The 22,118-nt window shown below is 67.5% G+C and carries 19 protein-coding genes and 7 pseudogenes; 11 read left to right on the top strand and 15 right to left on the bottom strand.

The window, feature by feature from the left end:
• Nucleotides 1–213: 213 nt before the first annotated feature.
• Together OG254_RS01405 and OG254_RS01400 are read left to right on the top strand one after the other, a co-directional pair.
• Complete coding sequence (locus tag OG254_RS01405) at nucleotides 214–606, top strand: nuclear transport factor 2 family protein (protein ID WP_405576510.1); 393 nt, start codon at nucleotides 214–216, stop codon at nucleotides 604–606.
• A gap of 53 nt (nucleotides 607–659) precedes the next feature.
• Nucleotides 660–897, top strand: a pseudogene (locus OG254_RS01400) (transposase); the annotation flags it as partial.
• A 153-nt stretch (nucleotides 898–1,050) separates the two neighbouring features.
• On the opposite strand, the gene OG254_RS01395 reads toward OG254_RS01400, so the two are convergent.
• Together OG254_RS01395 and OG254_RS01390 are read right to left on the bottom strand one after the other, a co-directional pair.
• Complete coding sequence (locus tag OG254_RS01395; protein WP_405576508.1) at nucleotides 1,051–1,827, bottom strand: alpha/beta fold hydrolase; 777 nt, start codon at nucleotides 1,825–1,827, stop codon at nucleotides 1,051–1,053.
• 228 nt (nucleotides 1,828–2,055) lie between these two features.
• Nucleotides 2,056–2,529, bottom strand: coding sequence for a cupredoxin domain-containing protein (locus OG254_RS01390; RefSeq protein WP_405576506.1), 474 nt, complete (start codon nucleotides 2,527–2,529; stop codon nucleotides 2,056–2,058).
• Between the two features lie 154 nt (nucleotides 2,530–2,683).
• Here OG254_RS01390 and OG254_RS01385 point away from each other — a divergent pair, with 154 nt between their 5' ends.
• Both OG254_RS01385 and OG254_RS01380 read left to right on the top strand, forming a co-directional pair.
• Nucleotides 2,684–3,265 carry an RNA polymerase sigma factor gene (locus OG254_RS01385; protein WP_405576504.1) on the top strand — a complete coding sequence of 194 codons (582 nt, stop codon included), beginning with the start codon at nucleotides 2,684–2,686 and terminating at the stop codon, nucleotides 3,263–3,265.
• Nucleotides 3,258–4,028: a hypothetical protein gene (locus tag OG254_RS01380; RefSeq protein ID WP_405576502.1), complete on the top strand. Its 771-nt coding sequence runs from the start codon at nucleotides 3,258–3,260 to the stop codon at nucleotides 4,026–4,028. The genes OG254_RS01385 and OG254_RS01380 overlap by 8 nt, the downstream gene beginning before the upstream one ends.
• 429 nt (nucleotides 4,029–4,457) lie before the next feature.
• Here the strand turns inward: OG254_RS01380 and OG254_RS01375 are convergent, their stop codons facing one another.
• Nucleotides 4,458–4,700, bottom strand: a complete 243-nt coding sequence (locus tag OG254_RS01375) for a helix-turn-helix domain-containing protein (protein WP_405594781.1) — start codon at nucleotides 4,698–4,700, stop codon at nucleotides 4,458–4,460.
• Nucleotides 4,700–5,071 carry a DUF2975 domain-containing protein gene (locus OG254_RS01370; protein ID WP_405576500.1) on the bottom strand — a complete coding sequence of 124 codons (372 nt, stop codon included), beginning with the start codon at nucleotides 5,069–5,071 and terminating at the stop codon, nucleotides 4,700–4,702. The genes OG254_RS01375 and OG254_RS01370 overlap by 1 nt, the downstream gene beginning before the upstream one ends.
• 156 nt (nucleotides 5,072–5,227) lie before the next feature.
• Between OG254_RS01370 and OG254_RS01365 the strand changes: the two genes are divergently transcribed.
• Nucleotides 5,228–5,710 (top strand): HIT family protein, encoded by a 483-nt coding sequence (locus tag OG254_RS01365; protein ID WP_405576498.1) that lies wholly within the window; start codon nucleotides 5,228–5,230, stop codon nucleotides 5,708–5,710.
• A 253-nt stretch (nucleotides 5,711–5,963) separates the two neighbouring features.
• On the opposite strand, the pseudogene OG254_RS01360 reads toward OG254_RS01365, so the two are convergent.
• A pseudogene (locus OG254_RS01360) lies at nucleotides 5,964–6,650 on the bottom strand (GNAT family N-acetyltransferase); the annotation flags it as partial.
• Between the two features lies 1 nt (nucleotide 6,651).
• On the opposite strand from OG254_RS01360, the pseudogene OG254_RS01355 reads away from it, so the two are divergent.
• A pseudogene (locus OG254_RS01355) lies at nucleotides 6,652–7,301 on the top strand (IS5 family transposase); the annotation flags it as partial.
• A gap of 309 nt (nucleotides 7,302–7,610) precedes the next feature.
• Here the strand turns inward: OG254_RS01355 and OG254_RS01350 are convergent.
• Entirely contained in the window at nucleotides 7,611–8,615 is a 1,005-nt protein-coding gene (locus tag OG254_RS01350; protein WP_405576496.1) for a M64 family metallopeptidase, read from the bottom strand.
• A gap of 282 nt (nucleotides 8,616–8,897) precedes the next feature.
• Between OG254_RS01350 and OG254_RS01345 the strand changes: the two are divergent.
• Both OG254_RS01345 and OG254_RS01340 read left to right on the top strand, forming a co-directional pair.
• Nucleotides 8,898–9,378 (top strand): annotated as a pseudogene (locus OG254_RS01345) (DUF5990 family protein).
• Between the two features lie 1,196 nt (nucleotides 9,379–10,574).
• A complete protein-coding gene (locus tag OG254_RS01340; protein WP_405576494.1) occupies nucleotides 10,575–11,282 on the top strand; it encodes a hypothetical protein in 708 nt (235 codons plus the stop codon).
• Nucleotides 11,283–11,515: 233 nt separating this feature from the next.
• Here the strand turns inward: OG254_RS01340 and OG254_RS01335 are convergent, their stop codons facing one another.
• The 3 genes and pseudogenes from OG254_RS01335 to OG254_RS01325 form a co-directional block, all read right to left on the bottom strand.
• Nucleotides 11,516–11,899: a helicase associated domain-containing protein gene (locus OG254_RS01335; RefSeq protein ID WP_405595663.1), complete on the bottom strand. Its 384-nt coding sequence runs from the start codon at nucleotides 11,897–11,899 to the stop codon at nucleotides 11,516–11,518.
• A gap of 106 nt (nucleotides 11,900–12,005) precedes the next feature.
• A pseudogene (locus tag OG254_RS01330) lies at nucleotides 12,006–12,224 on the bottom strand (DUF6233 domain-containing protein); the annotation flags it as partial.
• 133 nt (nucleotides 12,225–12,357) lie between these two features.
• On the bottom strand, nucleotides 12,358–12,921 hold the full coding sequence (locus OG254_RS01325; protein WP_405576492.1) for a dihydrofolate reductase family protein: 564 nt from the start codon (nucleotides 12,919–12,921) through the stop codon (nucleotides 12,358–12,360).
• Nucleotides 12,922–13,035: 114 nt separating this feature from the next.
• Here OG254_RS01325 and OG254_RS01320 point away from each other — a divergent pair, with 114 nt between their 5' ends.
• The gene (locus OG254_RS01320) at nucleotides 13,036–13,368 is read left to right on the top strand and encodes an ANTAR domain-containing protein (RefSeq protein WP_405576490.1); all 333 of its coding nucleotides are present in this window, start codon (nucleotides 13,036–13,038) and stop codon (nucleotides 13,366–13,368) included.
• A gap of 701 nt (nucleotides 13,369–14,069) precedes the next feature.
• Here the strand turns inward: OG254_RS01320 and OG254_RS01315 are convergent.
• Nucleotides 14,070–14,874, bottom strand: a pseudogene (locus tag OG254_RS01315) (TniB family NTP-binding protein).
• A gap of 334 nt (nucleotides 14,875–15,208) precedes the next feature.
• Here OG254_RS01315 and OG254_RS01310 point away from each other — a divergent pair.
• Nucleotides 15,209–15,874, top strand: a complete 666-nt coding sequence (locus OG254_RS01310) for a class I SAM-dependent methyltransferase (RefSeq protein ID WP_405576488.1) — start codon at nucleotides 15,209–15,211, stop codon at nucleotides 15,872–15,874.
• Between the two features lie 518 nt (nucleotides 15,875–16,392).
• Nucleotides 16,393–16,599, top strand: coding sequence for an STAS domain-containing protein (locus tag OG254_RS01305; protein WP_405576486.1), 207 nt, complete (start codon nucleotides 16,393–16,395; stop codon nucleotides 16,597–16,599).
• A gap of 1,059 nt (nucleotides 16,600–17,658) precedes the next feature.
• Here OG254_RS01305 and OG254_RS01300 read toward each other — a convergent pair.
• From OG254_RS01300 to OG254_RS01280, 5 genes and pseudogenes are all read right to left on the bottom strand, one after another.
• The gene (locus tag OG254_RS01300; RefSeq protein WP_405576484.1) at nucleotides 17,659–18,684 is read right to left on the bottom strand and encodes a 6-phosphofructokinase; all 1,026 of its coding nucleotides are present in this window, start codon (nucleotides 18,682–18,684) and stop codon (nucleotides 17,659–17,661) included.
• Nucleotides 18,685–18,948: 264 nt separating this feature from the next.
• Nucleotides 18,949–19,230, bottom strand: coding sequence for a hypothetical protein (locus OG254_RS01295; protein ID WP_405576482.1), 282 nt, complete (start codon nucleotides 19,228–19,230; stop codon nucleotides 18,949–18,951).
• 88 nt (nucleotides 19,231–19,318) lie between these two features.
• The gene (locus OG254_RS01290) at nucleotides 19,319–19,891 is read right to left on the bottom strand and encodes a YceI family protein (RefSeq protein WP_405576480.1); all 573 of its coding nucleotides are present in this window, start codon (nucleotides 19,889–19,891) and stop codon (nucleotides 19,319–19,321) included.
• 680 nt (nucleotides 19,892–20,571) lie between these two features.
• Complete coding sequence (locus tag OG254_RS01285) at nucleotides 20,572–20,817, bottom strand: hypothetical protein (RefSeq protein WP_405576478.1); 246 nt, start codon at nucleotides 20,815–20,817, stop codon at nucleotides 20,572–20,574.
• Nucleotides 20,818–20,990: 173 nt separating this feature from the next.
• Nucleotides 20,991–21,748, bottom strand: a pseudogene (locus tag OG254_RS01280) (serine/threonine-protein kinase); the annotation flags it as partial.
• Between the last annotated feature and the right edge of the window lie 370 nt (nucleotides 21,749–22,118).

The raw sequence follows: 22,118 nt of genomic DNA, 5'->3' as shown, positions 1-22,118 counted from the left end.
ACCTCGTCCTGCGAAGCCCTCTGCGTCGCCGGCATCGAACGGCCGACACGACGACCTGTTCGCGAGCGCTCTGGCCCAAGCCAGCAGCTGGGGCGCCTTGGCCGCCGTCGCACGGGCACAGCATCAAGGACCACCACGGCGGGTGAGGAGCGCATAGTCGTGGTGGGATCGGAAGGGATGGCCCGTCGGGGCCGAGTTCCAGGAGGACGGGCCATGACCGAGCACCCTGACATCGCTGTGTTCAGGAAGGCGTACGCGGCCTTCACCGCGGGCGATATGGAAGCGCTGGCGCGGGTGTTCTCCGCCGATGTCGTATGGCACACACCGGGCCGCCACCCCCAGTCGGGAGACCATGTGGGCCGGGATGCCGCATTCGCTTCATTCGCACAGGAGTTCGAGCGCTCTGGTGGCACCTACCGGCCGGTGATCCACGACGTGCTCGCCAACGACACCCACACGGTCGCACTGCTCCACGTGACGGCAGCGCGCGAGGGCAAGACACTCGACATGAACTACGCCCTGATCCTCCATATCCAGGACGGAAAGATCGTGGAGGGCTGGGAGACCTGGACAGACCAGACCGAGCTCGACGAGTTTTGGAGCTGATGAAGCTCACGTCGCCAAGCGGCGCCCTCCTGCGCGGGACCGTCCGGAAACAGATCTGGCTGAGATCGTTCAGCTCGCGCTTGACTTGCTGGCCTGGCTGCCGTTGCGGGCCCTGAGTGGCAAGCCCCGGCTCTAGGAACCCCGCCGGCTACGGCTCCGCCTCTTCTCCGCCGCCGCCCGGCTGGTCACCACGGCCCGCAGGCGGCACCTGAGATTCGCTCGTCAACGGGCCCCAGACCGGCGTGATCACCAGCAATCGACACTCTCGACACGCTCCCCGACCGCGGCTGACCTGCAGCAATCATCTGGCTCGACGAGCAGAACGACCATGACCGGAATCGTGGAACCCGGCGTGAAAGGCGGGCCGTCGCCCTGTCCATCATCGGCTCGAAAGGCCGAAACGGGCCGCTGGAGAATCCGACGACCTGTCACGAAAGATCTGGGCTAGCGGCTGAGGAATCTTTCGAGCACTGTGGCCAGGGCCTCTGGGCTCTCATCCGGGGCGAAGTGGCCGGCGTCGTTGAAGACCTGGAGCTCGGCGTTCGGATACCACTGCAGCCAGGTGGACCGCATGGTGTCGGGGCCCATCGCCGGGTCGTTCGCACCAGCCACGACAAGCACCGGGGTCGGATTTCCCTCGAGCCGCTCGTGGATGTCGGAGCCGCGAGTCCAGGATTCGAGGTAGGAGCGTAGGGCAGCCGATGAGGAGCGTTCCGAGCCGCGCACCCTGGCATCCAGCCATGCATCGTCGTGCCGGCTACCGGTGGTGACGTCAAAGATCGTCCTGCGGTTGCCGAAATCCTCCGCGGCCCCGACGAACAGCTCCCACATCTCCCCTTCGAGCGGGAACCCGGACGCGGGTACCGGCGAGATGCCGACGATCGAGCGGACCCGCGCGGGGGCGTCCAACAACATCAGCTGGGCGGCCTTGCCGCCCATGGAGTGACCGATGACCGAGAAGGTGTCCCAGCCGAGGTCGTCGGCCACGGCGAGGACGTCCGCCGCGACCTCCTCCATCGTGTACGTGCCGGGGGTGTCCATCGCCTCGCCATACCCACGGCAGTCCACGAATGCGTAACTGAACGCGCTGCCGTCCAGGTACCGCCGCAGATTGCCGAAACTCGACCTGTCGCTGAGCCAGTGGTGGAGTGCGAGGACCCGCTCCGGACCGCTGCCCTGTACCTCATACGGAATTGCGTGTCCTGCTACATGGCCTGTCACAATGCTGGGTCTCCCCCTCCGGGCCGGGCCAGGAATCCCGTCGGCTGGAGTGTCCGCTCCAACGGCGTAGCAGCTCGAGCGGGCCGCGGGGGCCGGATCGTCAGACCTTCCTCTCTTGGGAGCGTCTACTTGGCTAACGCAACAACTGCGGGGTGGAGGTGGATCGCGCCCATGGCCGCGCCCGTTCCCGCCGCGGCCAGCCGTAGCGCGATGAGCGCGACCGTGCGCTCAGTAGCCATTGCCGTCGGTCGTGTTGGTGCCGCCGTCCTGTGAAGCGGTGCCACCGACGGTGAGCTCGGTCTTCATGCCCATGTCCTTGTGCCCGTCGACGGGACAGTAGACCTCGTACGTGCCGTCCTTCAGCGTGATCGTGAGGTTCGCCGACTCTCCGGGTTCCAGCGTGCGCGTCTTCTCTTCCGTTCCGGAGCCCTCGATCTCCAGGGCGTGGTCGTGGTCTCCGTCGTTCTTGGCGACGAAGGTGTAGTCACCCGCCTCCAGCGTCGTTCGGGACAATTGCATCTTGAAGTCGGTCATCTTGACGTCCACCTGGCTGGTTCCCGACTCGCCGCTCTGTTCCGGGGCCGACGATGTCGAGTCGTTGTCGTTTCCGCCTCCGCACGCCACGAGGATGCCCGCCAGTGCTCCGGCGGCCAGCCCGGGCCCGACGTTCCTGCGCACGAACGTCATGAGCGTCGTCGCCATGTCTCGGCCCTCCGTGAGAAATCGTTCCTGCCCAGAGGTACGGGCGGACCGCGCCAGGGGATTTCCGGCAAGCGGGAGCAAGCGGGAGAATGGGGCCGTGGTCCCGCGTGGAACGGGGGGAATCCGTTCGGCGAGGTTCGCCGTATCCACTGGTATGCGCAGATCGGGCCTACCACTCGGGCGGCTCTCGGACGAGGCGCTGCTGGCGGGAATGGCGACCGGCGCCCCGGAGAGCGCCCTCGCGTTCGTCCGCCGGTTCCAGCGCATGGTCTTCGGTATCGCCATCGCTGTCATCGACGACCCCCAGCTCGCCGAGGACATCGCCCAGCAGACCTTCGAAAGGGCTTGGCGTCACGCGCAGGTCTACGATTCCCGGCGCGGATCGGTGAAGACCTGGCTGGCGACCATCACGCACAACCTGGCGATCGACGCCGTCCGCGCGCGCAACGCGACCCCGGTCTCCCCCGAGGACCTCGAGGCTCTGCTCGGCATCGTGACGCGGACGCCCGAACAGTGGGCACTGGCCGGCGAGGCGGCATCCCGGATACGGGCCGCGGTGGCCGGTCTGCCGCGCCAGCAGGCGCGTGCCGTGGTCATGGCCGGGATCTACGGGATGACCGCACGGCAGATCGCCGAGTTCGAAGGGATCCCCCTGGGCACCGCGAAGACACGGATCAGGACGGCGATGGGGAGACTGCGGACGGTTCTGGGACCCGAGCGAGCCGATCATGACTGACCGGGACTGCGAGTGGCTGAGGGCCGTCGCCGGCGAGCTGGCGCTGGGTATCCTCCCCGGTCAGGAGCGCGCCGAGGCCATCGCCCACCTGGACCGCTGCCCCACCTGCCGGGAGCACGTCGAGCAGCTGACGCTCGTCGGGGACGGACTGCTCTCTCTCCTGCCGGGCAGCGAGCCACCCGCTGGCTTCGAGACCCGGGTGACGGACAGGCTGCGCCTGAACCGGCCGGCACGTCGGCGGCGACCACGGGCCGGCGTGGCGATCGCGGCCGCCGCCGTGACCGCCGTCGGGTTCGGCTTCGGTGGCTGGGCCGTCGGTACGGTCATCGAGGGAGCGTCGGCTCCCTCCTCGCGGAGTTCGGAGCCCCGCGGCGCGGAGCACGGCCTGCTCGAAGCGTCTCTGCTGGCCCCCGACGATCGACCGGTGGGCCGGATCTTCGCCTATACCGGATCTCCGGGCTGGATCTACATGTCGGTCCACCTCGGCCCGGACGGGTCCGGATCCGACTCCCGGGCCGACGACGAGTCCGAGGCCGCCGACTCGCGCGACGAATACGCGGAGGCGGGGAGGGTCAGCTGCCGGCTGGAGCGTACGGACGGCACGTCGGTCAACATCGGGGAGTTCTCCCTCGACGACGCCGGCCGGGGTTACTGGGGAGCCCCCACGCGAGTCGACCTGGACACGGTGTCCGGTGCCCGGGTGCTGGACGCGGACGGCTCCGTCCTGGCCACGGCCCACTTCGACGCACGGCAGAACCCGTGACCGCAGTTCACCCCTCTGCCCGGCCCGGTTCGGCCAGTGTCGTCAGACGCGTCGTCCGCAGTAGCCGTCGCAACTGAACTCCTCGTGGCGGTCCACGATCCGCTGAATGCACCGCGTCTCGTCTCTCTCGCAGAACCAGATCCGTCGAGTAACCCCGTCGACCTGACGGATCGTCGCGAATCTGGTGTAAAGCGACTACGGCGAAGCCCTGGCTGCCCGCCCAGCGACGACCCCCCGCCCTTCCGCGCTGGAAGGGCGGGGGCTCGCTGTCGGGAGGTCACGTTCGCAGGTCGCGATCGTCGACCAAGACGGTGCGGTGCAAGTCAACCGGAATCTGCCCAACGAGGTCGGGATGGTGCTGCGGTTGATCGGCGATTCACGTCCATGCGGTCGACGTGCCGTGTCACGGGCCGGTGGTGCTAGGCGTTTTCACGCCCGCTCTGGGGCACGTCGCCCGCTCGCGGCGTCCTCGGCCTCCCAGCGCAGCAGGTCGCCCGGCTGGCACTTGAGTACCTCGCAGAGCGCGGCGAGCGTCGCGAAGCGCACCGCCTTGGCGCGGCCGTTCTTGAGTACCGCCAGGTTGGCGGGCGTGATCCCGACGCGGTCCGCGAGGTCGCCCACGGACATCTTCCGCCTGGCCAGCATCACGTCGATGTCGACGACGATCGGTATCAGATCACCTCATCCAACTCGGCCTGCATCTGCGCCGCTTCGACGTCGCGCGCGACGGCCTGGGCGAGCAGCATCCGCAGTACGAGCACGATGAGCGCGACCCCCAGGATGGCCAGGCCGATCCCGCCCATGATGACGGTGACGCCCGGGTCGTCCCGCTGGCCCGGCGCATTGAGGGCCGTGACCGTGAACCACAGGTGGGCGGCCGCCACGATCGTGCCGATCACGGCGTCCACGTACCGGAAGGCGGCATGGGAGAACATGGTTCGGCGTCGCACCATCGTCACCAGCCGCCAGACGCTGACCAGGGCGACTTGGGTCGACCCTCCTACTGACAGGGTGAGGGACAGCACCCCAGTGCGCAGGTTCACGAAAGCGCGGACAGAGCCTTGGAATCGGCCGGTATCGCTCTTCCCCTCACATGGTTGGATCTTGAACGGTGTGAGGGGGATGGGGAGTGAAGAGCGTGGTTCCCCTGGCAGGATGGGCTCGGGGGCAGGTTGATCATGTGTGTGTAGGGTCCCGGCATGAGTGATGACTGGCGGATGGACCGGATCGGAAGCGCACTGCGAGGGGAGAATCCCGCCGTGCTCAGGCGTCTCGAAGCGGGTTTCGCGGTGATCGGAGACGTCCAGTTCCTGCCGGGCTATTCAGTGCTCCTGGCGGATGACGCGACTGTGCAGCGGCTGTCGGACCTGCCGAGAGCGAGGAGATTGGCCTTCTTGTCCGACATGGATCAGCTGGGGGAAGCGGTCGCGCGTGCGTGCAGTCGGTTGGATCCGGCTTTCCGTCGGGTGAACCTGGAGATTCTTGGCAATACCGATGGATTTCTGCATGCGCATGTGTGGCCGCGGTTTGAGTGGGAGCCGGCGGAACTCGTGGGTATGCCGGTGTGGCTGTATCCGCGCGAGAGGTGGAGCGACGAGCAGTTCGCGCTCAGTCCGCAGCACGATGTGCTGCGGGAGGCGATCGGCGAGGAGCTGGACCAGTTGCAGTCCGCGCGCTACTGATTTCGGCGCTTTGAAGTGGTTGGTTGGTTTGTACGGCTGGCGGACGGTCATTTGCGCAGTACGTCGTTGGTAGGTGCTATGCGGATGACGGATGGAACCGCCCTCGTCGGCCGGACTCCTCGGAGTTGGAGCAGTGGATGTTCGATCGAGTCGAGAGCAGAGCACCTCGTACGGCTACCGCACGAGGCTCTGGCGCGCGCATGGCCGCCATACGAGGTGCTGCGGCATGGTGAGAAGGTCCGCAGACCCGACGTCAGACCTTCCGGATCCGGTCGGCGATCTCCGGCCTCGCCGCGAACCCGGCCGCCATGTACGTGGCGACGCCGCCGACGTTGGAGCTCGGCGTGCACACGCGCACGCTTGACGAGCCCATCTCCCGCAGTGCGGCCGCCCCCGCGACGGTGATCGCCCGGCCATAGCCGCGGCCGCGGTGGTCCGTGTGGACGCCCATCGGCTCGACCAGTCCTGGTCTCCCCGGGCCGGCCGACCAGACCGTCACCACCGCCGCGGCGTTGCCCTGGTCGTCGTAAGCACCCAGGCAGCGGGCGTCGGCGTAGAACGGTGCCGCGGACATCTTGTGCCGGTACTCGCGCGTGGGCTTCGTGGTGTTGAACGCGGACCGCAGGACGTCGGCGAAGTCCTGCGCCTGCTCCAGGCCGATCTCCTTGATCCGCACGCCGGGGTCCTCCACCGCTTCGGCGAGGTCGCGGAAGAGCGGCGTCCACGGGTCGTCGACGCCCCAGCCCTCCTTGGTCAACAGGTCGTGGAGCAGCAGGCCCTGCGGCGCCTCGATGGACACCGCTCCTTCCGGCAGCACGCCGCGCTCGGGCAGCGAGAAGTCCTCGACGAGCCGCCGCGCCAAGTCCTCGTCATGGAAAGCGTCAGGCGCGACCGTCATCCGCACCACCGTCGGCGAATCCAGCATCCCGACAGCGAGGATCCACCAACTGCCACCGGGCTTGGGACTGTCGGGAGTCACCGCCTTCCCCCGGTTCACCGAGTGGACCGAGGCCCGGGTGTGGGCCAAACTCCACCGCATGGTCCTGGACGAACTCGCTTCCCGCGGCGACCTGGACTGGTCGCGGTGCGCGATCGACTCCGTCAGCGTTCGAGCCCTCAAAGGGGGCAGCTGACGGGACCGAATCCGACCGACCGCGGCAAGAACGGATCGAAAATCCACCTCATCGTCGACCGTCGCGGTCCGCCCTGGCGATCGGTATCTCCGCCGCCAACCTCCACGACAGCCAGGCCCTCATCCCGCTTGTCCGCGGCATCCCACCCATCCGCTCACGTCGCGGTCCCCCGGCGCCGACGCCCCGGAAAGCTGCACGGAGACAACGGAGACAACGGAGACAACTATCGGCACCTGCGGCGCTGGCTGTCCTCCCGAGGCATCCGGCACCGCCTTGCCCGCAGAGGCATCGAGTCATCCCAACGCTTGGGCAAACACCGCTGGGTCGTGGAACGAACCGTCTCCTGGCTGTCCGGCTGCCGACGCCTCCACCGCCGCTACGAGCGCAAGCCGGAATACTTCCTCGCCTTCACCGCCATCGCCGCGACCCTCATATGCCACCGCAGACTCACCAACTGAAATGACGTCTGAGGGAGCTGCTCGCCAAGCGGGGGGCGCAGGGTGAGGGTGAGCACACTGTCGGCCGCGAAAATTCTTGCGGTCGACGGCGAGTGTCGCCCCGCCTGTCCTTGGTTGGAATCAGGGTCGTGAGGTTTGTGGTGGCTCGGCAAGGCAGCTTCTGCCAGGCGGAAGCAGTTCTGTGTACGTGCTGTTCAGGGCGTTGGTCTGGTTGCCGGTGGGCAGCGGTGCCGGCGGGGTTCCTCGTTCACTCGTGCCCGTCCGGCCCTTGGTGAGGTGAGGGCGCGGACGGGCCGAGGGCCTTGCTGTCTAGCGTGGGGCCGGTTCGGAGGTGCCGGGTGCCACTCCACTGATCTTGGAGTCGATGGCCTGGTCCATCGCGGCGAGGCCGATGAGGTTGAACGGCTTGTCGAGGCTGCGCATCAGGGAGTCCTGCGACGGCCGGTAGATGCCGCGCTCGTACTGGCTGCCGCCCTCGTGGGCGCCGATGGTGCCGCCGTCCGGAGTGCTCTGTCCGAGGTGGGACGCCCACTTGGAGCCGGACGGGTCGGTGGTGACGTTGGGCTCGCCGGGTTCGCCGCCGGGGTAGGTCGTGTCCGGGGTGAAGTACTCGTCGGCCAAGCCGCCCACGGAGTGGCCGAGTTCGTGGATGGCGATGCGTCCGGAGTGCTCGTTGCCGCCCGCGACGGTGGCGAGGCTGGGGTAGCCGGCACCGCCGTACTTGGTGGTGTGGCCGACGGCGACGATCGCATCGACGCCGGGGGCCTGGGCCGCGTACGCCTGGGCCTTCGGCTCGCTCAGGCACAGCAGCCGTTCGAGGCCGCCGCAGAAGAAGCCCATGTCCAGGGCGGTGTCACGGTCGACGCCCTCGGTGGGGTCGTTGTCCACGCCAGACTGGTTGGAGACGACGTTTACCAGCCATACGTTGATGCTCTGGCGGTACTTGTCCCAGGGGGCCGTGGTGGAGAGCTCGTCCCACTTCGACTGTGCGTGCTGACGGAGAAGGCCCATCTCGGAGGCGGTGTAGCCGTCGCCCACGATCACCATGTCGAAGCGGGAGTCGGAAGGCCCGGAGTTCTGGATGGGGATCACGTCGGCAGCTGCGGCTGCTTGTTCGTCGGCGCGTGAGGGTGCGGCCTCGGCCTGCCTCGGTATCTTCACGCGGGTGATGGTGCCGTCCGGCGAGAATGCCTCTCGCCATTCGGTCGGCTTTGATGGGCCTGCGTCCGCCGCTCCGGCGGGAGCGGGTGCCGCGGCGAATCCCGCGGCGCAGAGCATGGCCGCGGTCAGGAAGTTGGAACCTCTTCGGCGCATCAGCGCCCTCCTGGTACCTCGATGGGTGCGGTGGGGGGTGTGCCCTGCCGCGGCGTCATGGGGAGTGCACGCGCTGCCGCGACAGGTGCGACCTCGGACCCTGGAACTCCCGGCCCCGGAGAGAGGGGAGGAGAGGAGGAGTGTAAGTCGCCAATTAACTTGGGTTACTTGACGACTTAAGTTAGCGACATGAAGGGTCACCGACAAGCCATTCGGGTCGATCAGAGATGAAGTGCGCCTGAGTTGCGGAGAGTTGACCCAGATGGGCAGACGATGACCGGCATGCACATCCGCATCGACGCCGTCGACCTGCCCGGACTCACCTGCCCGCCGGAAACATTCTCCGGCGCCGACGTCCCGGAGTACCGCAACATCCACGTTGCCGTGCAACGCCGAGACCGACCTACCGAACTCCTCGCCCCGCAGCCCGGCGACGCCGTCTTCGCCACCTGGACCCTGGACTGCGCCATGCCGGCAACACCGAGTGGCCGCGATGTGAGGGGAGCCACATTCAGGGCCGTCCAGGCGGCCGGTTCATCTACCTGTCGGGGGGCACCATCGGCGACTCCGGAACCTTCACCATGTTCCGCCGGGCCAAGCTGCTGCTTGACGCCGTACCCGTCGAGGTCCTGGATGCCTCCGTGGGCACCGGCCTCCTGGTCGGCCGTCTCGGCCTCACCGATGTTCGCGGGGACCGTTGTGTGCACGAGTGGTGCCGCCACACATCACCTGGACCGCAGAACCCGCCGACGCCGATGACTGAGTGCACGGTTGTGTGACGGTCCGCGGCTCTGCTGCTGCCGCGGACCGTCACGACTGTCCGTCTACCTGGGCGCGGAGCCCCGCACCTTGAGCATGTCGGTCACTACGAGCCGGACCCGGCCGACGAGTCGATCCGCAGTTGGCGGGCCGCCGCTGTGACCATTGACGCCCCCCTCAAGAGTGGGCCGGTCAGTTGGCTGACCGGCCCACTCTGTGTGGAAGTCCTTAGCTCCTCAGCCGCGGCAGCGTCCGCCTCTGCATTGGCCCACTCGACTTCACGGCGGGCGTGCGATTCGGCCCGCTGCCTATTGCGCCGCTTGGCGTGCCGGTATGGCTTGTGAGCGACCGACCCCAAGGCAACGCCGCCAAGGAGCAGTGGGCCAAAGGCTGTGTAGTCCCCGGCCTGGAACATCGACAAAGCCAGGAGAAGCAGAGCCACAACGGCCACGTACAGAACCACCGTGAGTCCGGTGAATGCCCAGTCGCCGAGCAACACCTTGGCTTCTCTCTGAGCCTCCCCCGAATTGGGGGGTGGCGTCGGGGCAGGCGGCGTAAGGTCGGCCATACGGTCTCTTCTCCTTACACGCTCTGTAGATACAGAAGCGAATAGAGGTAGGGGTGGACTGCACAGCAGGGGCTTCGGCGAGCTTTCCGTGGCAGGAGGCGCGAGAGGCCCCTGTGTGCTGTCCGGGGAGTGGTGTGCGACGCCGTGGGTGGGTTCTCGCGTCCGGAGCGTCAGGTGAGTCTCATCAGGGAGGGGCCACACGCGGATGAGTCAGTCCCCGCAACTGGTGCAGATGTGACTGCGGCTCAGTCTGAAGCCATGCAGGGCTTGCGCTGCCATTCCTGTGGTGAGTCTCCTGAAGGTGCCACGATGGTCGGAGATCATCAGCCACCGACGGGACTCGCTCCCGGTGCCTCACAGAATCTCTATCCGCAGTGCCCAGCGTGCAGTGGGGAGCAGTCGAGGGCCGTTACGAGGGCACAAAAACTGATGCGAGATCATTTCAACATGCCAGACCCCAGTGCCGACGGTTACTATTCGAGGCTAATGTCGATCCTGGAAAGTCATACCAGCGGATAGTCCGAATGGATGACGGGGGTCGCCTCGCTGCGGCGACCCCCGTTCTGGTGTAATAGATCTTCGGGAGCAGAATATGCGAATCGCAGCCGTTCAGATGCTGGAACCACCCGCGTGTGATTTTTGGCTCGACAGAGGTGGTGGAGGATTTTATGGAAATTCCATCACCTGAAGCTAGTCTCGTTGAGGGTGGCCACCTTGCAGCTCGGACACGGGCTCAGGTGGCGCCGGTATTGGTTCAGGTTTGGCGTGGACCCCATCCAGATCTGGGAACAGTCGCATTTGACGGTTCCGCCTACCTCCCTGACGGGTCGTTGTTTGTTCTTGATGTCGAACGACTGACTGTATTTTCTCGCAAGTGCGGCGCGCCCGGCAGTCATCGTCTCACCGTCCGTATGGACGAAGTGGCCGAGGCGGCCAGAATTGATCTGGTGCTGGATGGCGGAGAAAATATGATGGAGCTTTCCAAGCTTGATGCCTACCCATTGTCCGCCATCGCAGGGGTTTCCGCTCCTCTCGCGCCTGCTGATATCTTGAATCTGATCTTCGCGGATTTCGACCGCCCTAAAGCGCGCCTAGTTAATGCTGTGGACTTGATCATTCGTGAGTCGGTGGCGGATACGTCACAGCGCGCCGCGGTGCGCCGTTCTGCCAGAGTGCGGCAAATCATTGAATGGATGCGGTGGGCCTTCCCATCTGTTGGATTGAGTGAGCTCAATCGGATTGGTGGCGTGATTGACCGAGAGGTGGCGGGGATTGCTGACGGTTGCGATGGTGAGCATGCTGTCAGAATTTCTGAGAAATCGCTGAAGGGACTAATTTGAGTGCCGCCTGGCGGCATTCTGTAGTCGTACCCGCATTGGCTCTACCCTCACATGGTCTCTCCTGTGTAACTGCGTTTTGTCTTTCCGGATCGTCCAGTGCGAGCACGACTGCAGTCCTGAAGGACTAACCGCAGCCCTGCCACAGGCCTCGGCCATGAGCTATCTGTCCCTGGCGCGTACAGGGCCAGACAGCACGAAGGGTCATGCGACGCGGACCGGTACTTGGCGGACGGTCAGCAGCCGGACCAGCGCGTCGGTTTCCTGCTCGGGCAGGGCGATGGCGGCCAGGCGGCGGGCGCGAGCGTCTCGACGTGTTTGCGCGGCACCCGGAGATGCCCCTCACGCTCGTAGAACTGGGTGGCGGCGGCGAAGTTGAGCGCCCACTTGTCGGCCTGGGTAAGGCGCGGCTTCGGCTTCTCGTCCTCACTCGCGGGCTCGATGCCGAGGACCTGCATCCACTGCTGGACGGCGGTGAGCTTGTCGAAGCCGAGGCGCTGGGCGCGTACCCACCGCCCGAGGTCCTCGCCCTGGCGCACGACACTCCTGGCCTTCGTGGGCAGCGCACCGCCTTCGTCCAGGTGTAGGCAGGTGAGGTGGAAGGCGCGCTGCCACTCCACGGGCCAGGCGGAGCACCTGGACGGGTCGATGTCCTCCAGCTCGCATTCCAGGCGCGAGGGGCCACTGCTGCGAGGGTCGGGCTAGGTCGAGGATGTGCAGCTGGGTGTCGGGTTCGCGGTGGGTGCCGGCTTCGAGGCCTGCGGCGAGGAGGCGGCGGGCTTCGTTGCGGCTGACCGCGCGGCGCCGCTTGCCCGCGATGTAGCAGTCGCCGGCGTGGACCTGGACGGGGGTGCGGTCGGCGCCGATGCCGAGTTCGACGATCCAGTCCGGGCGCTCCGGCCGGCTGCGCCGGCCGCATTCTTCTTCCGCCTGCCGTCGTTGCACGGATCTCTATCCGGACGGATCGTCTGCGGTGAAGAACAGGATCGATCCGGCAGGGACGTCACGATCGCCTCGGAGCACAGCGCCACGAGATCCTTGGGTGGCCCGAAGCCCGCGCTGATCCGCCGTCGGGCACTCAGCGCTTGGTCTCGTACCTGGTCAGCACCACGCCGTCGGGAAACGTCCGGGTCTCCACCAGGCTCAGGTTCACCCAGTTGTCCAGGGCTGTGAAGAACGGCGTGCCGCCGCCCACCAGGACCGGATGGGTGACGATCGCGTACTCGTCGATGGGTCCGGCCCGCATGGCCGCCGCGGCGAGTGTGGCACCGCCGATGTCCATGGGGCCGCCGTCGTCGGCCTTGAGCCTGGTGATCTCGGTGACGGCGTCGCCGGTGACCAGACGGGTGTTCCAGTCGACCGTGCTGGTCGTAGAGGAGAACACCACCTTCGGCATGTCCTGCCAGCGGCCGGCGAACTCGATCGCCGCCGGTGTAGCACCCGGCTGCTTGTCGGCGGTCGGCCAGTGGGAGCTCATGGTCTCCCACAGCTTGCGCCCGTACAGCGCCAGGCCCGTCGCGTCCACCCGGTCGGACCACCACTGGAACAGCTCGTCGCTCGGCACACTCCAGCCGAGGTCGTCGCCGGGCGCGGCGATGCAGCCGTCCAGGCTCATGTTCATGGCGAAGGTCAGATTCCGCATGGCGTCAGCCTCCCGTGAGTCGGTATTCGGCGTACAGACCAGCACGGCGCGCAAAACTCATCGGTCAGGCCACACCGAGGGCCCAATGGTTGACACAGGGGACAGGATGGGGGTGTGGCGCAGGTACCGGATGAGTCCGATGACGGCAGCGAGCGGGGCGTTGAGCTGGAGGCCGAGGTTGATCAGCTCAAGGAGGCTGTGGTTTCGCATGCCGTGGTGGACCAGGCGATCGGCATGGTCGTCGCGCTCGGGCGGGTGACGCCGGAGCAGGGGTGGGAGGTTTTGAAGGAGGTCTCCCAGCACACGAACATCAAGCTCCGTCATGTGGCGGAGTTGATTCTCATCTGGGGGCGGGACGGGAGGATGCCGTCCGAGATTCGTGTCGAGCTCGAAGAGGCCTTGGAGCGGCTCGGCCCGACGCAGATTCCCGGGTCGCCACAGGAGTGACCTGGTCCTTCGGATCCGCTGTTACTGCGGCCCTGCGCGCCCAGGCCGGTCCGGTGTGGGCGCTGGCTCAGCTGGATGAGGCTGGCGGCCCGCTCCCTGGCCAGGCAGGCGGGGCGCGGGGCCGCTATCGCGTTCAACGGTTCGGAGCGACTGAGGGGCCCGTGCCTGGCTGGCTTGGTCCCGGTTCCGCGTCGTGATCCCGATCTGGGACAAAACGCTGCCGACCACGTGCAACCCAAGAGGGGTGAGGGCCCGGGGCCGGGCGACTGGCTAAGCCGGGCCCTCACGAGGAATCGCGCATCCGTGGGGGACGGATGTTCATGGCGCGATCACCAGCTCAACGAAGCGCACGCCGCCCAGGTAACTCACACCGCCCTGCGGCTCCACCCGCTCCACGATCTGTCCTGACGCGCGATCATCCATACCGGCACGGAGTCCAACGAGCTCGCCCACCATGGCCCAGGCCGAACGTGACGCTCGGAGGGGGGCTGGTTGGTGTACCGGGCGCTGGCTGACCTGGTGCGTTGCTGGTTTGTTGAGAGGTCGGGTGACCGGTTCCAGCGGTGAGGTCGGGGTGTGTGAGCTGGGGTTGTGTGTTGTGCGCTGAGCCTGGCTGGGTTCGTCGTAGGTAGCTCTAGCGTGAAAAGGCTTGGTTGGTGTTTGTACTGGTCAGGGCTGTTTGTGCTGGCGGGGTGGTGGGGTTAGCGGCCTCGTGTGCGGGGGCGGTGGTGGGTTTCGGCGAGGTGGTCGAGGCGGATGGCTTCGAGTGATCGTTTGGTGATGCGTTCGGTGCCGTCGCTGATGGCGGTGATGGCTGCTTGGCGGATGAGTCGGGTGAGGCTTCCGATGTGGCCGGCGATGCGTTGGTGGAGGTATGGGGCGTGGCGGGGGAGGATGCCGGGTTTGTGCTGTTGGAGGTCGAGGTTGTTTTCGATGTCGGTGATGACGTGGGCGAAGGGGCGGCGGGTGCCGTGGCGGGCGGGGAGTGGGCCGCAGTCGATGAGGCTGGCGCGTCCGGCGAGTTGGGCGCCGCGTGTCCCGGAGAAGAGGGGTGTGTCGGTGACGTTGATGCCGGCGTAGACGAACGTTGCGGGGAGGCGTTCGGTGAGGTCTTTCAATAGGTCGGCGGTTTGTGCGCCGGTGGTGGTGCGGGGGTTGAGGCGGTGGATTTCGTCGATGAGGACGAGTTGGACACCAGCGGCGGTGTAGGTGTGGCAGACGGCGTCGGTGATCTGGGTCTGGGTCATGCGCGTGGTTGTGGGGATGCCGAGGTAGCGGGCGAATTCGGTGATGAGGGTTTTCGCGGTGGCGCCGGGCGGGACGAGGACGTACGCCACGGGTGCCGCGGTGTGGGCTGACCCGGGCGGCGTGGGGCTTTTGCGGGTGTGGGCGAGGTGGCAGGCGCGGCCGACGTGGAGGAGGGCGGTGGTTTTGCCGGCTGCGGCGGGTCCGGTGACGATTCAGTGAGGGCCGTGCGGTGGCCTGTTGATGGCGGCCGAGGATCATCAAGGTCAGTGCGGCGGCGAGGTCGAGGAATGCGAGGAGGTGGCTGCCCTTGCGCTGCCGGAAGAAGGGGCAGTGTTCTGCGGCGGGGCCGATGTCGCAGCCCTTTCGCGGGCGGCCACCAGCTACGCCGCCCGCTGCGTCTGGCCCAGGAGGCGGGGTTCACCATCAGCCGCCGCGACCGCTACTGCCTCGGCATGATCGAGCGTCTCGCCGCGACCGGTCGCAACAGCCCGCTGACTGATCCGTCGCGGCCACGCCGTGGTCGCACAGCGTGGCAGGATCAGCTCCGACAGCCCGCCGCGCGGCGGGCGGGGAACGAGCGGCGGGAGGCGCCATGCCAGATCGCGACGGCGACCTTGCCCAAGCCCAGCAAGAGCACTGGCAGCACGCCTACACGGCGCACCCCGGCATGTACGGCGAGGAGCCCTCCGGCGCAGCTGTCCATGCCGCCGCCGTCTTCCATGCGGCCGGTGCCCGCGACGTGCTGGAGCTCGGCGCGGGGCACGGCCGCGACGCCCTGTACTTCGCGCGGGAAGGCTTCGCCGTCCAGGCGACCGACTTCAGCCCTGTTGGCCTTCAGCAACTGCAGGCAACCGCCCGCACCCGGGGCGTGGCCGAGCAGGTCACCGTCTCCGTGCACGACGTACGCGAGCCGCTGGCACTGGCCGACGCCTCCGTGGACGCAGTGTTCGCGCACATGCTGCTGTGCATGGCCCTGTCCACCAGGGAGATCCACGCAGCCGTCGACGAGATCCACCGCGTGCTCCGGCCGAGCGGCGTGTTCGTCTACACCGTCCGCCACACCGGCGACGCCCACTACGGCGCCGGCACCGCTCACGGCGACGACATCTTCGAGCACGGCGGCTTCGCCGTGCACTTCTTCCCACGGCACCTCGTAGACGCCCTCGCCGACGGGTGGATCCTGAACGAGGTCCACGCCTTCGAGGAAGGCGAGCTGCCCCGCCGCCTGTGGCGCATCACCCAGACCCGTCCCCGGTGAACGCCACAGCCGCCCACTGTGCCGACTGATGGCGCCGCGGCCCGATCCGGAACCAGTGGAGGCGAACACCGGCCGTGCCATTGGGGGTTGGAGGCCGCCCGCGAAGGACTGCTCCAGCCGATCCGCCCGCCGCTCGTCCTGCCTGCGCTGTGGACGGCGCACCCCTGGTTGCCGGGCGGCGATCTGCTCTGCGCCGGCGGCTGGCGAGCGTCGGACGCCCGCGTGCGATACCTGGCACGCCTGCTTGCCTCTCGCATCCCTGCGCCATCGACTCCTGCCTGTTCACTCACCCGATCGAGTGACGGCGGTCTGCCGACACTCCGATGTACGGACCTCGAGTCGCGCCTGTAGACCTCGGGATGACGCCTTCTGCGGGCGTGGAGGCGCTGTCCGCTCGATCGGAGGAGCGCTGTGATGCGTGAGGAGCAGCAGGACGCCGGGCAGTCGCTGCCGTCGTACTCGACAGGCAACGCCGCCGCCACTGCCCTACGTCGGCGCAGCGTCGCAGGACACCGATCGTGGAGCTCGTCGGCGAGATCGACATCAGCGGTGCGACGGCCCTTCGTGACCGCTTCGACTCGGTGACACGCCGTCGGTTAGCCAAGGTGGTCGTGGACCTGCGCCCAGTGACGTTCATCGACTGTTCGGGCCTGTCCCTGCTCGTGCAGGCCAGGCGACGACTGCGGGAGCGCGGCGGCACGTCCTCGTGTGCGCAGACCCGCTGATCCTGCGCATGCTGCGCATCACCGGTCTCGATCAGGTACTGCGGATCCTCCCTCCATGGACAACACCCTGCTCTCCAGTGACGCATCGGAACCACGGCCTCCGCTGTGCGGGCGGACACGGCGTCCCGAGGACGGGACTTCTCCAGTCTTCTCGCCTCACTGTCCGTCGCTGGACAAGCCCGGCGCCGGGCGGAAAGGTCACCCTGCCGAGGGATGCCTCCTCCCCGCGCCGACTGCGGCCCCGCCGATGAGACTCAGACCGACCCGAGCGCATCGCCGATGCCTACGGGCTCCCTGTCGTCGCCCTCCGCCTCTACCCGTGCCGACGACGAGGGGCAGGACTCGGAAGGGACAGAGAGCCCCGAAGGGGGAGAGGGGCGGCAAGCAGAACAAGCCGGGACCGCCATAGCGGCGACGAGGACGACTGACCACAGCCGCCGCTCGTGGCGGCCATTGAGGGCCCCGCGGACGAGCACCTCCGCGCCATAGCGCAACGCGTGGTCGTCGAGGGTTCCGTACGTCGACTCCTGCTCGCCCGCTCCGCGGTAGCCGACCTCCTAGCCGCGCCGAGAGGCGTACGCCTCGGCGACGGTGACGTCCGTCCATCGATTCACACCCTCCATGGTGCCGTCGGGTTGGGGACAGCGTTGCGTCGGCGCGGGTAGTAGTGGCCTTGACGCCGCTGCTGGGACTGTTAGTGGGCGGGTGTCAGCAGGACTCTTCGAACTCCGGGCGTTGAGCGTCACCGGTTGGCCTTCGAGCTTGGTGCCGGCGGCGGGATCCTGGGAGCAGACCTCCTTGGTGCTGGTGAGGTGCTCGCCAGCTTTGGGGGTCGGGAAGCAGAGTTTCCAGTTGCGATTGAAGACTGGTTGCGGCCGCGGCCAGAGCGTCGTGCGAGGTCAAGTGACTTGCTACTTGTGGAGAGTCTGTTGGCTTATGAGGCCGCTCACGCGAGCACTGCCCGACGGAAGGGCATCGAGGTCCAGAGCATCCCGCTCTGGGCGCTGGGCGGGATGACCGAGGATGGTCAAGCCGACAGCCAGGCGGGCGCCCAGCCCGTCAGCCGAAGAACACCTCGAACTCGTCGTACAGCGACGGATCGACCATCTTGGTCTGTGCTGTGGCCTCGGCGAGGGGAAGACGAATGATCTGGGTGCCGTGCAGGGCCACCATCACACCGAAGTCACTGTCCTTGACCGCGTCGACGGCATGCAGCCCGAAGCGGGTGGCCAGCCACCGGTCGAAGGCGCTGGGGGTGCCGCCGCGCTGGATGTGACCAAGGACCGTGGTGCGGGCATCCGTGCCCGTGCGGTGCGAGATCTCCCGGGCCAGCCACTCGCCGATGCCGGACAGGCGTACATGGTCGAACTCGTCCAGCGTCCGATCCTTGAGGATCACTCGCCCCTCTTTGGGGACGGCTCCTTCGGCCACCACGACGATCGGCGCATAGTTGATCTTGAATCGGCTCTGCACCCATGAGCAGACTTGATCGATGTCGAACGGTCGTTCCGGGATGAGGATCACGTTGGCGCCGCCCGCGATGCCGGCGTGCAGTGCGATCCACCCGGAGTGCCGCCCCATCACCTCCACCACCAGGGTGCGCATGTGCGACTCGGCCGTGGTGTGGAGGCGGTCGATGGCCTCGGTCGCGATGCCGACGGCGGTGTCGAAGCCGAAGGTGTAGTCGGTGCCGGACACGTCGTTGTCGATGGTCTTCGGCACGCCGACGAGATTGATCCCTTGCCGGCTCAGTTCGGCGGCCACACCGAGGGTGTCCTCGCCGCCGATCACGACGAGCGCATCCAGGTTGTGCATGTCAAGGGTGTTCTGCACGCGTCTTAGCCCGTCCTCGTGCTTGAACGGGTTGGTGCGGGAGGAGCCAAGGATGGTTCCGCCGCGGGGGAGGATGCCTCGCACGCTGGAGATGTCGAGGGGCACGACATTGCCCTGGAGCGCGCCGAGCCAGCCGTCTCGCAGTCCGACGAACTCAAAGGCGTACTCTTGGACGCCCTTGCGGACGACGCTGCGGATCACGGCATTGAGGCCGGGACAGTCACCGCCGCCGGTCAGCACTCCGACCTTCATGGCTGCCTCCCTTCCGCTGGGTCACCCCCACCTGGTCGCAGCTTCTCGGCGACTGGAACGGCTGTCGTGGGACATGGTTCGTCTCACTCCAGCCTCCCTCCATCCGGTCTGCAGTGACCACTCCACGGACTCCCGGTACGATCCAGGCGGCTCGCTCGGAGTTTCGGTCAGCGCCGACGGCGACGGCCGACTGCATGCTGATCATCTGAGTTCCGCATGCAGGGCGGTGTGGGGAGGCGGCGGGGCTGTTGGCGCGTGCGCCGGTCAGATCACCATGACGGCATCGCAGTCGGGGCAGACCACGGATGCGTACTCCGTCGGGTACCAGGGCGCCCCGCGGTGCTCGGAGGGACTGCATCGGGCGGTCTCCATGGCGAACGTGTCCTTGCCACAGAGGGTTCGTGGTCCCGTCGCGGTGGGCATGCCTGGAGCGGTGGGCGCCGCGTGCACCCTGCGGACGGGCCGTTCTTCCTCCCCCGGTGAAACTGGGGAGGAGCGTGTGGCTGTCGGCTTGTCGAGCTCGTACACGACGACGATGTCGCTCATGCCTCTACCGTAGGCCGCGGGGCCGATCCGCCCGCAGCTTCGAGCCGGGCGGCTGTGATGGGCTGTCGCGCCTGGCCGCGCGCGGCGGCTATCCGAGCCTGTCCACCGGTTCGAGCCTGGCCACGTCGAACTCCACCCGGATCTCGTCGGCCAGCCGCAGTGCACCCAGGAACGCGGTGTAGGGCTTGATTCCCCAGGCGGACTGGGTGACGGTAGCCCAGCCGCGCAAGAGCCCTTCGCCGTTCGCCTTCCCGTGCACCGTCGCCGGTTGGGTCCGGGCCTTGATGGTGAGCTCCCCGGTGATCTCGAAGGACTGCGGGGTTCCCGTGATGCGGGTGGAACGGAACGTGATTGTGGGGTGCTCTGCGGTGTGCAGCAGGGCCTTGTCCGCCAGCGTCCGTTTGATCTCGGCCCGGTCGGCATCGGTGAGCGCCTTCAGCCCGCCGGATCCTTCCCGGACCTCCAGCGAGCCCGTCTCGACCGTCACCCTCACCGACGACCTCTCGGGGTCATCGACGACCACGACCGCCTCCCCGGACCATTGGGTGGCCTCGAACGTGAGGTCGTGTCCCGCCCGGCGACCCAGCCCGGCGCGGCCGGTCTTGATCAACAGGCGGCCGGTCGACGGCCCGAGCCGGTACGTTCCGTCTGTCAGCGTCACAGCGCCGAGAGTACGGGCGGACACGGCAAGGACCCATCGACGCGGTTCGGTCGGCGTGTCCCCCCATGGGGCGAGAGGGTGTCGCAACAGAGCCGGAGGGCAAGGTCGCAGTCGCCGGTGCCCTTTGACGCACCGCGAGACCCCGTGGGCGGGGCGGTGAGCCCGCCCACATTGCCCTGCCGATCAGTGTCCCCCGCCCGCCGCGGGCCACTGGGCGAACCTCACACTGTCGGCCAGTCGACCACAGGCCCGAACCATGGCACCCCAAGGCCGTCGGAGCGACACCCGGGAGCCATCTTGTTGCCCGAGTCTGGCCGCGGCCTCGAGGGTGGCGCGCTGCGGGGAGATCGGCGGCCGATGCGTACGGGCGCCGCCGGTCGGCCAGCGGCCGGCCTTGGTCGTCGGCTGGTTGGAAGTCGACGAACCGCTCCTTCCAGCGGGCACAGAGCCTGGCCGTCGCCCCAAGCACCTCTTCGGGCCGGGAGCTCAGGTCGGCCTTGTGTTCACCGCCCTGCAGCGCGGGGACCGACCTGCCTGACATACGGGCTCGAATGCGGTCGCCGCCAAGGACATCGAAGCTGACACGGAGATCCGGAGGCTGGGTTTCGAGGTGTGGCAGGCAGCGGAAGCCGTCGCTGGGATCCTGGACGATACGAGTGGGGAGGGCGCGCGGCATGGACTCAGGACCTCCCCGGCAGCGGCAACCACCGCCGTGTCCACGCCCTGGTGGCTGCGGCATCAGCGACTTCCAGGTCGGTCTCTACCTGCTGCAGGGCGATCCCGGTGTCGTGATGTATGAACTTGAACCGGATGCGGTGAGGGCCCGGCTCGGGCGCCGTGACGCGAAATCGCGCGGCGTCAGCGTGTCCGGGCCCGTACTGCACGGTGGCTGGCTCGATCTCGGCACCGCTCAGCGGCAGGGCCATGATGTCCAGTGAAGGCTTTGCTTCCCGGCGGGCCCAGGGATGCGAGGGCTCGGCGACCGGACGCACGGCGAGGCGGACCGGTATTCCGGCGCGGGGATTGTCGTCCAGGAGAGTCAGTTCCGCCGGCAGCCGGCCGGCACGAGGTTGTGGGGGAGCCACAGGCGCCCCAGCGGTGATGACGCGTCGTGCAGCTTCTGGATGAGAAGGGCGGGGGTGGGGCGCTCCGCAGGATCCTTGGCCAGGCACAGCCGCAGCAACGGAGTCATGTCCTTCGGTACGCCGGTCAGATCCGGCTCGTCATGCACGACCTGGTAGGCGGTGACGTAGGGGCTGTCGGAAGTGAACGGTCCGCTTCCCGTCGCCGCGTGCACGATCACGCACGCGAAGGCAAAGACGTCGGCGGCGGGGCACCGTCTGCGGTCGTTGGAACTGCTCCGGAGCCATGAAGGGCGGTCTACCGATCAACTCGCTGGCATCGGATCGAAGTCCGCTGTTCATGGGTCGGATGATGCCGAAATCGATGACCTTCAGTTCGCCCTCAGTGATCAACACATTGTGAGGGTTCAGGTCCCGGTGTACGACCCCAGCACTGTGGATGTCACGCAAGGCTTCCGCGAGTTCGGCCGCTGATGAACGGCCGGGCCAGCCAGGGCCGTTCGGCGTCGGGATCGGCGTCGACGAGAGGTGCGGTGAAGGCGCCGCTCACTCTGCGGGCCGCAGCGATATTTTGCCGCAGGCGCCGCCTGAACTCGGGATTGCTGGCAAGTTCGGCGTGAACGACCTTCACGACGACCTTCATTCCGGAGTCGGTTTGGGCTAGGAGCACGACGCCGATGCCATCGGAGCTGATACGAGACTCCAGGCGATAGCGGCCGGCGTACTCGGGACGTTCTGCCTCCGCGTTCGCGCCGGGATTGCGCTGTGCCGCCATGGGACCACCCCCGCCGTTCGTCCATGACGCGACGAATCGAGCCTAATCGATGCCCCGTAGCGACCGACGGCAGTCGACTGAATAGATCAGCCGTGCGCCGCCTCGGGCGGCGGAACCAACACCGCTGCGCGGCGGGGGCGCACTTAGCCGGAACAGGGATGCGGCTGTGACCAGGCGAATGTCACAACTGCCGGAGAAATCAGCACTGTTGTGGTGCATGCGATGCGCAGGCGTACCCGAGTAGGCCCTCCGGAAGGGGAGAGTACGGCATGGATCCGGTGATCGTCGGCGCGGCGGTGGCCGTGGCCGTCAGCGTCGTCAACGGCATAGTGAGGATCGCCCAGCGGCGCTTGCACGCCGACGTATGTGG

It is taken from the genome of Streptomyces sp. NBC_01092 (assembly GCF_045039535.1).
GTDB lineage: Bacteria > Actinomycetota > Actinomycetes > Streptomycetales > Streptomycetaceae > Streptomyces.
This window is presented reverse-complemented; position numbering and strand designations above follow the sequence as displayed.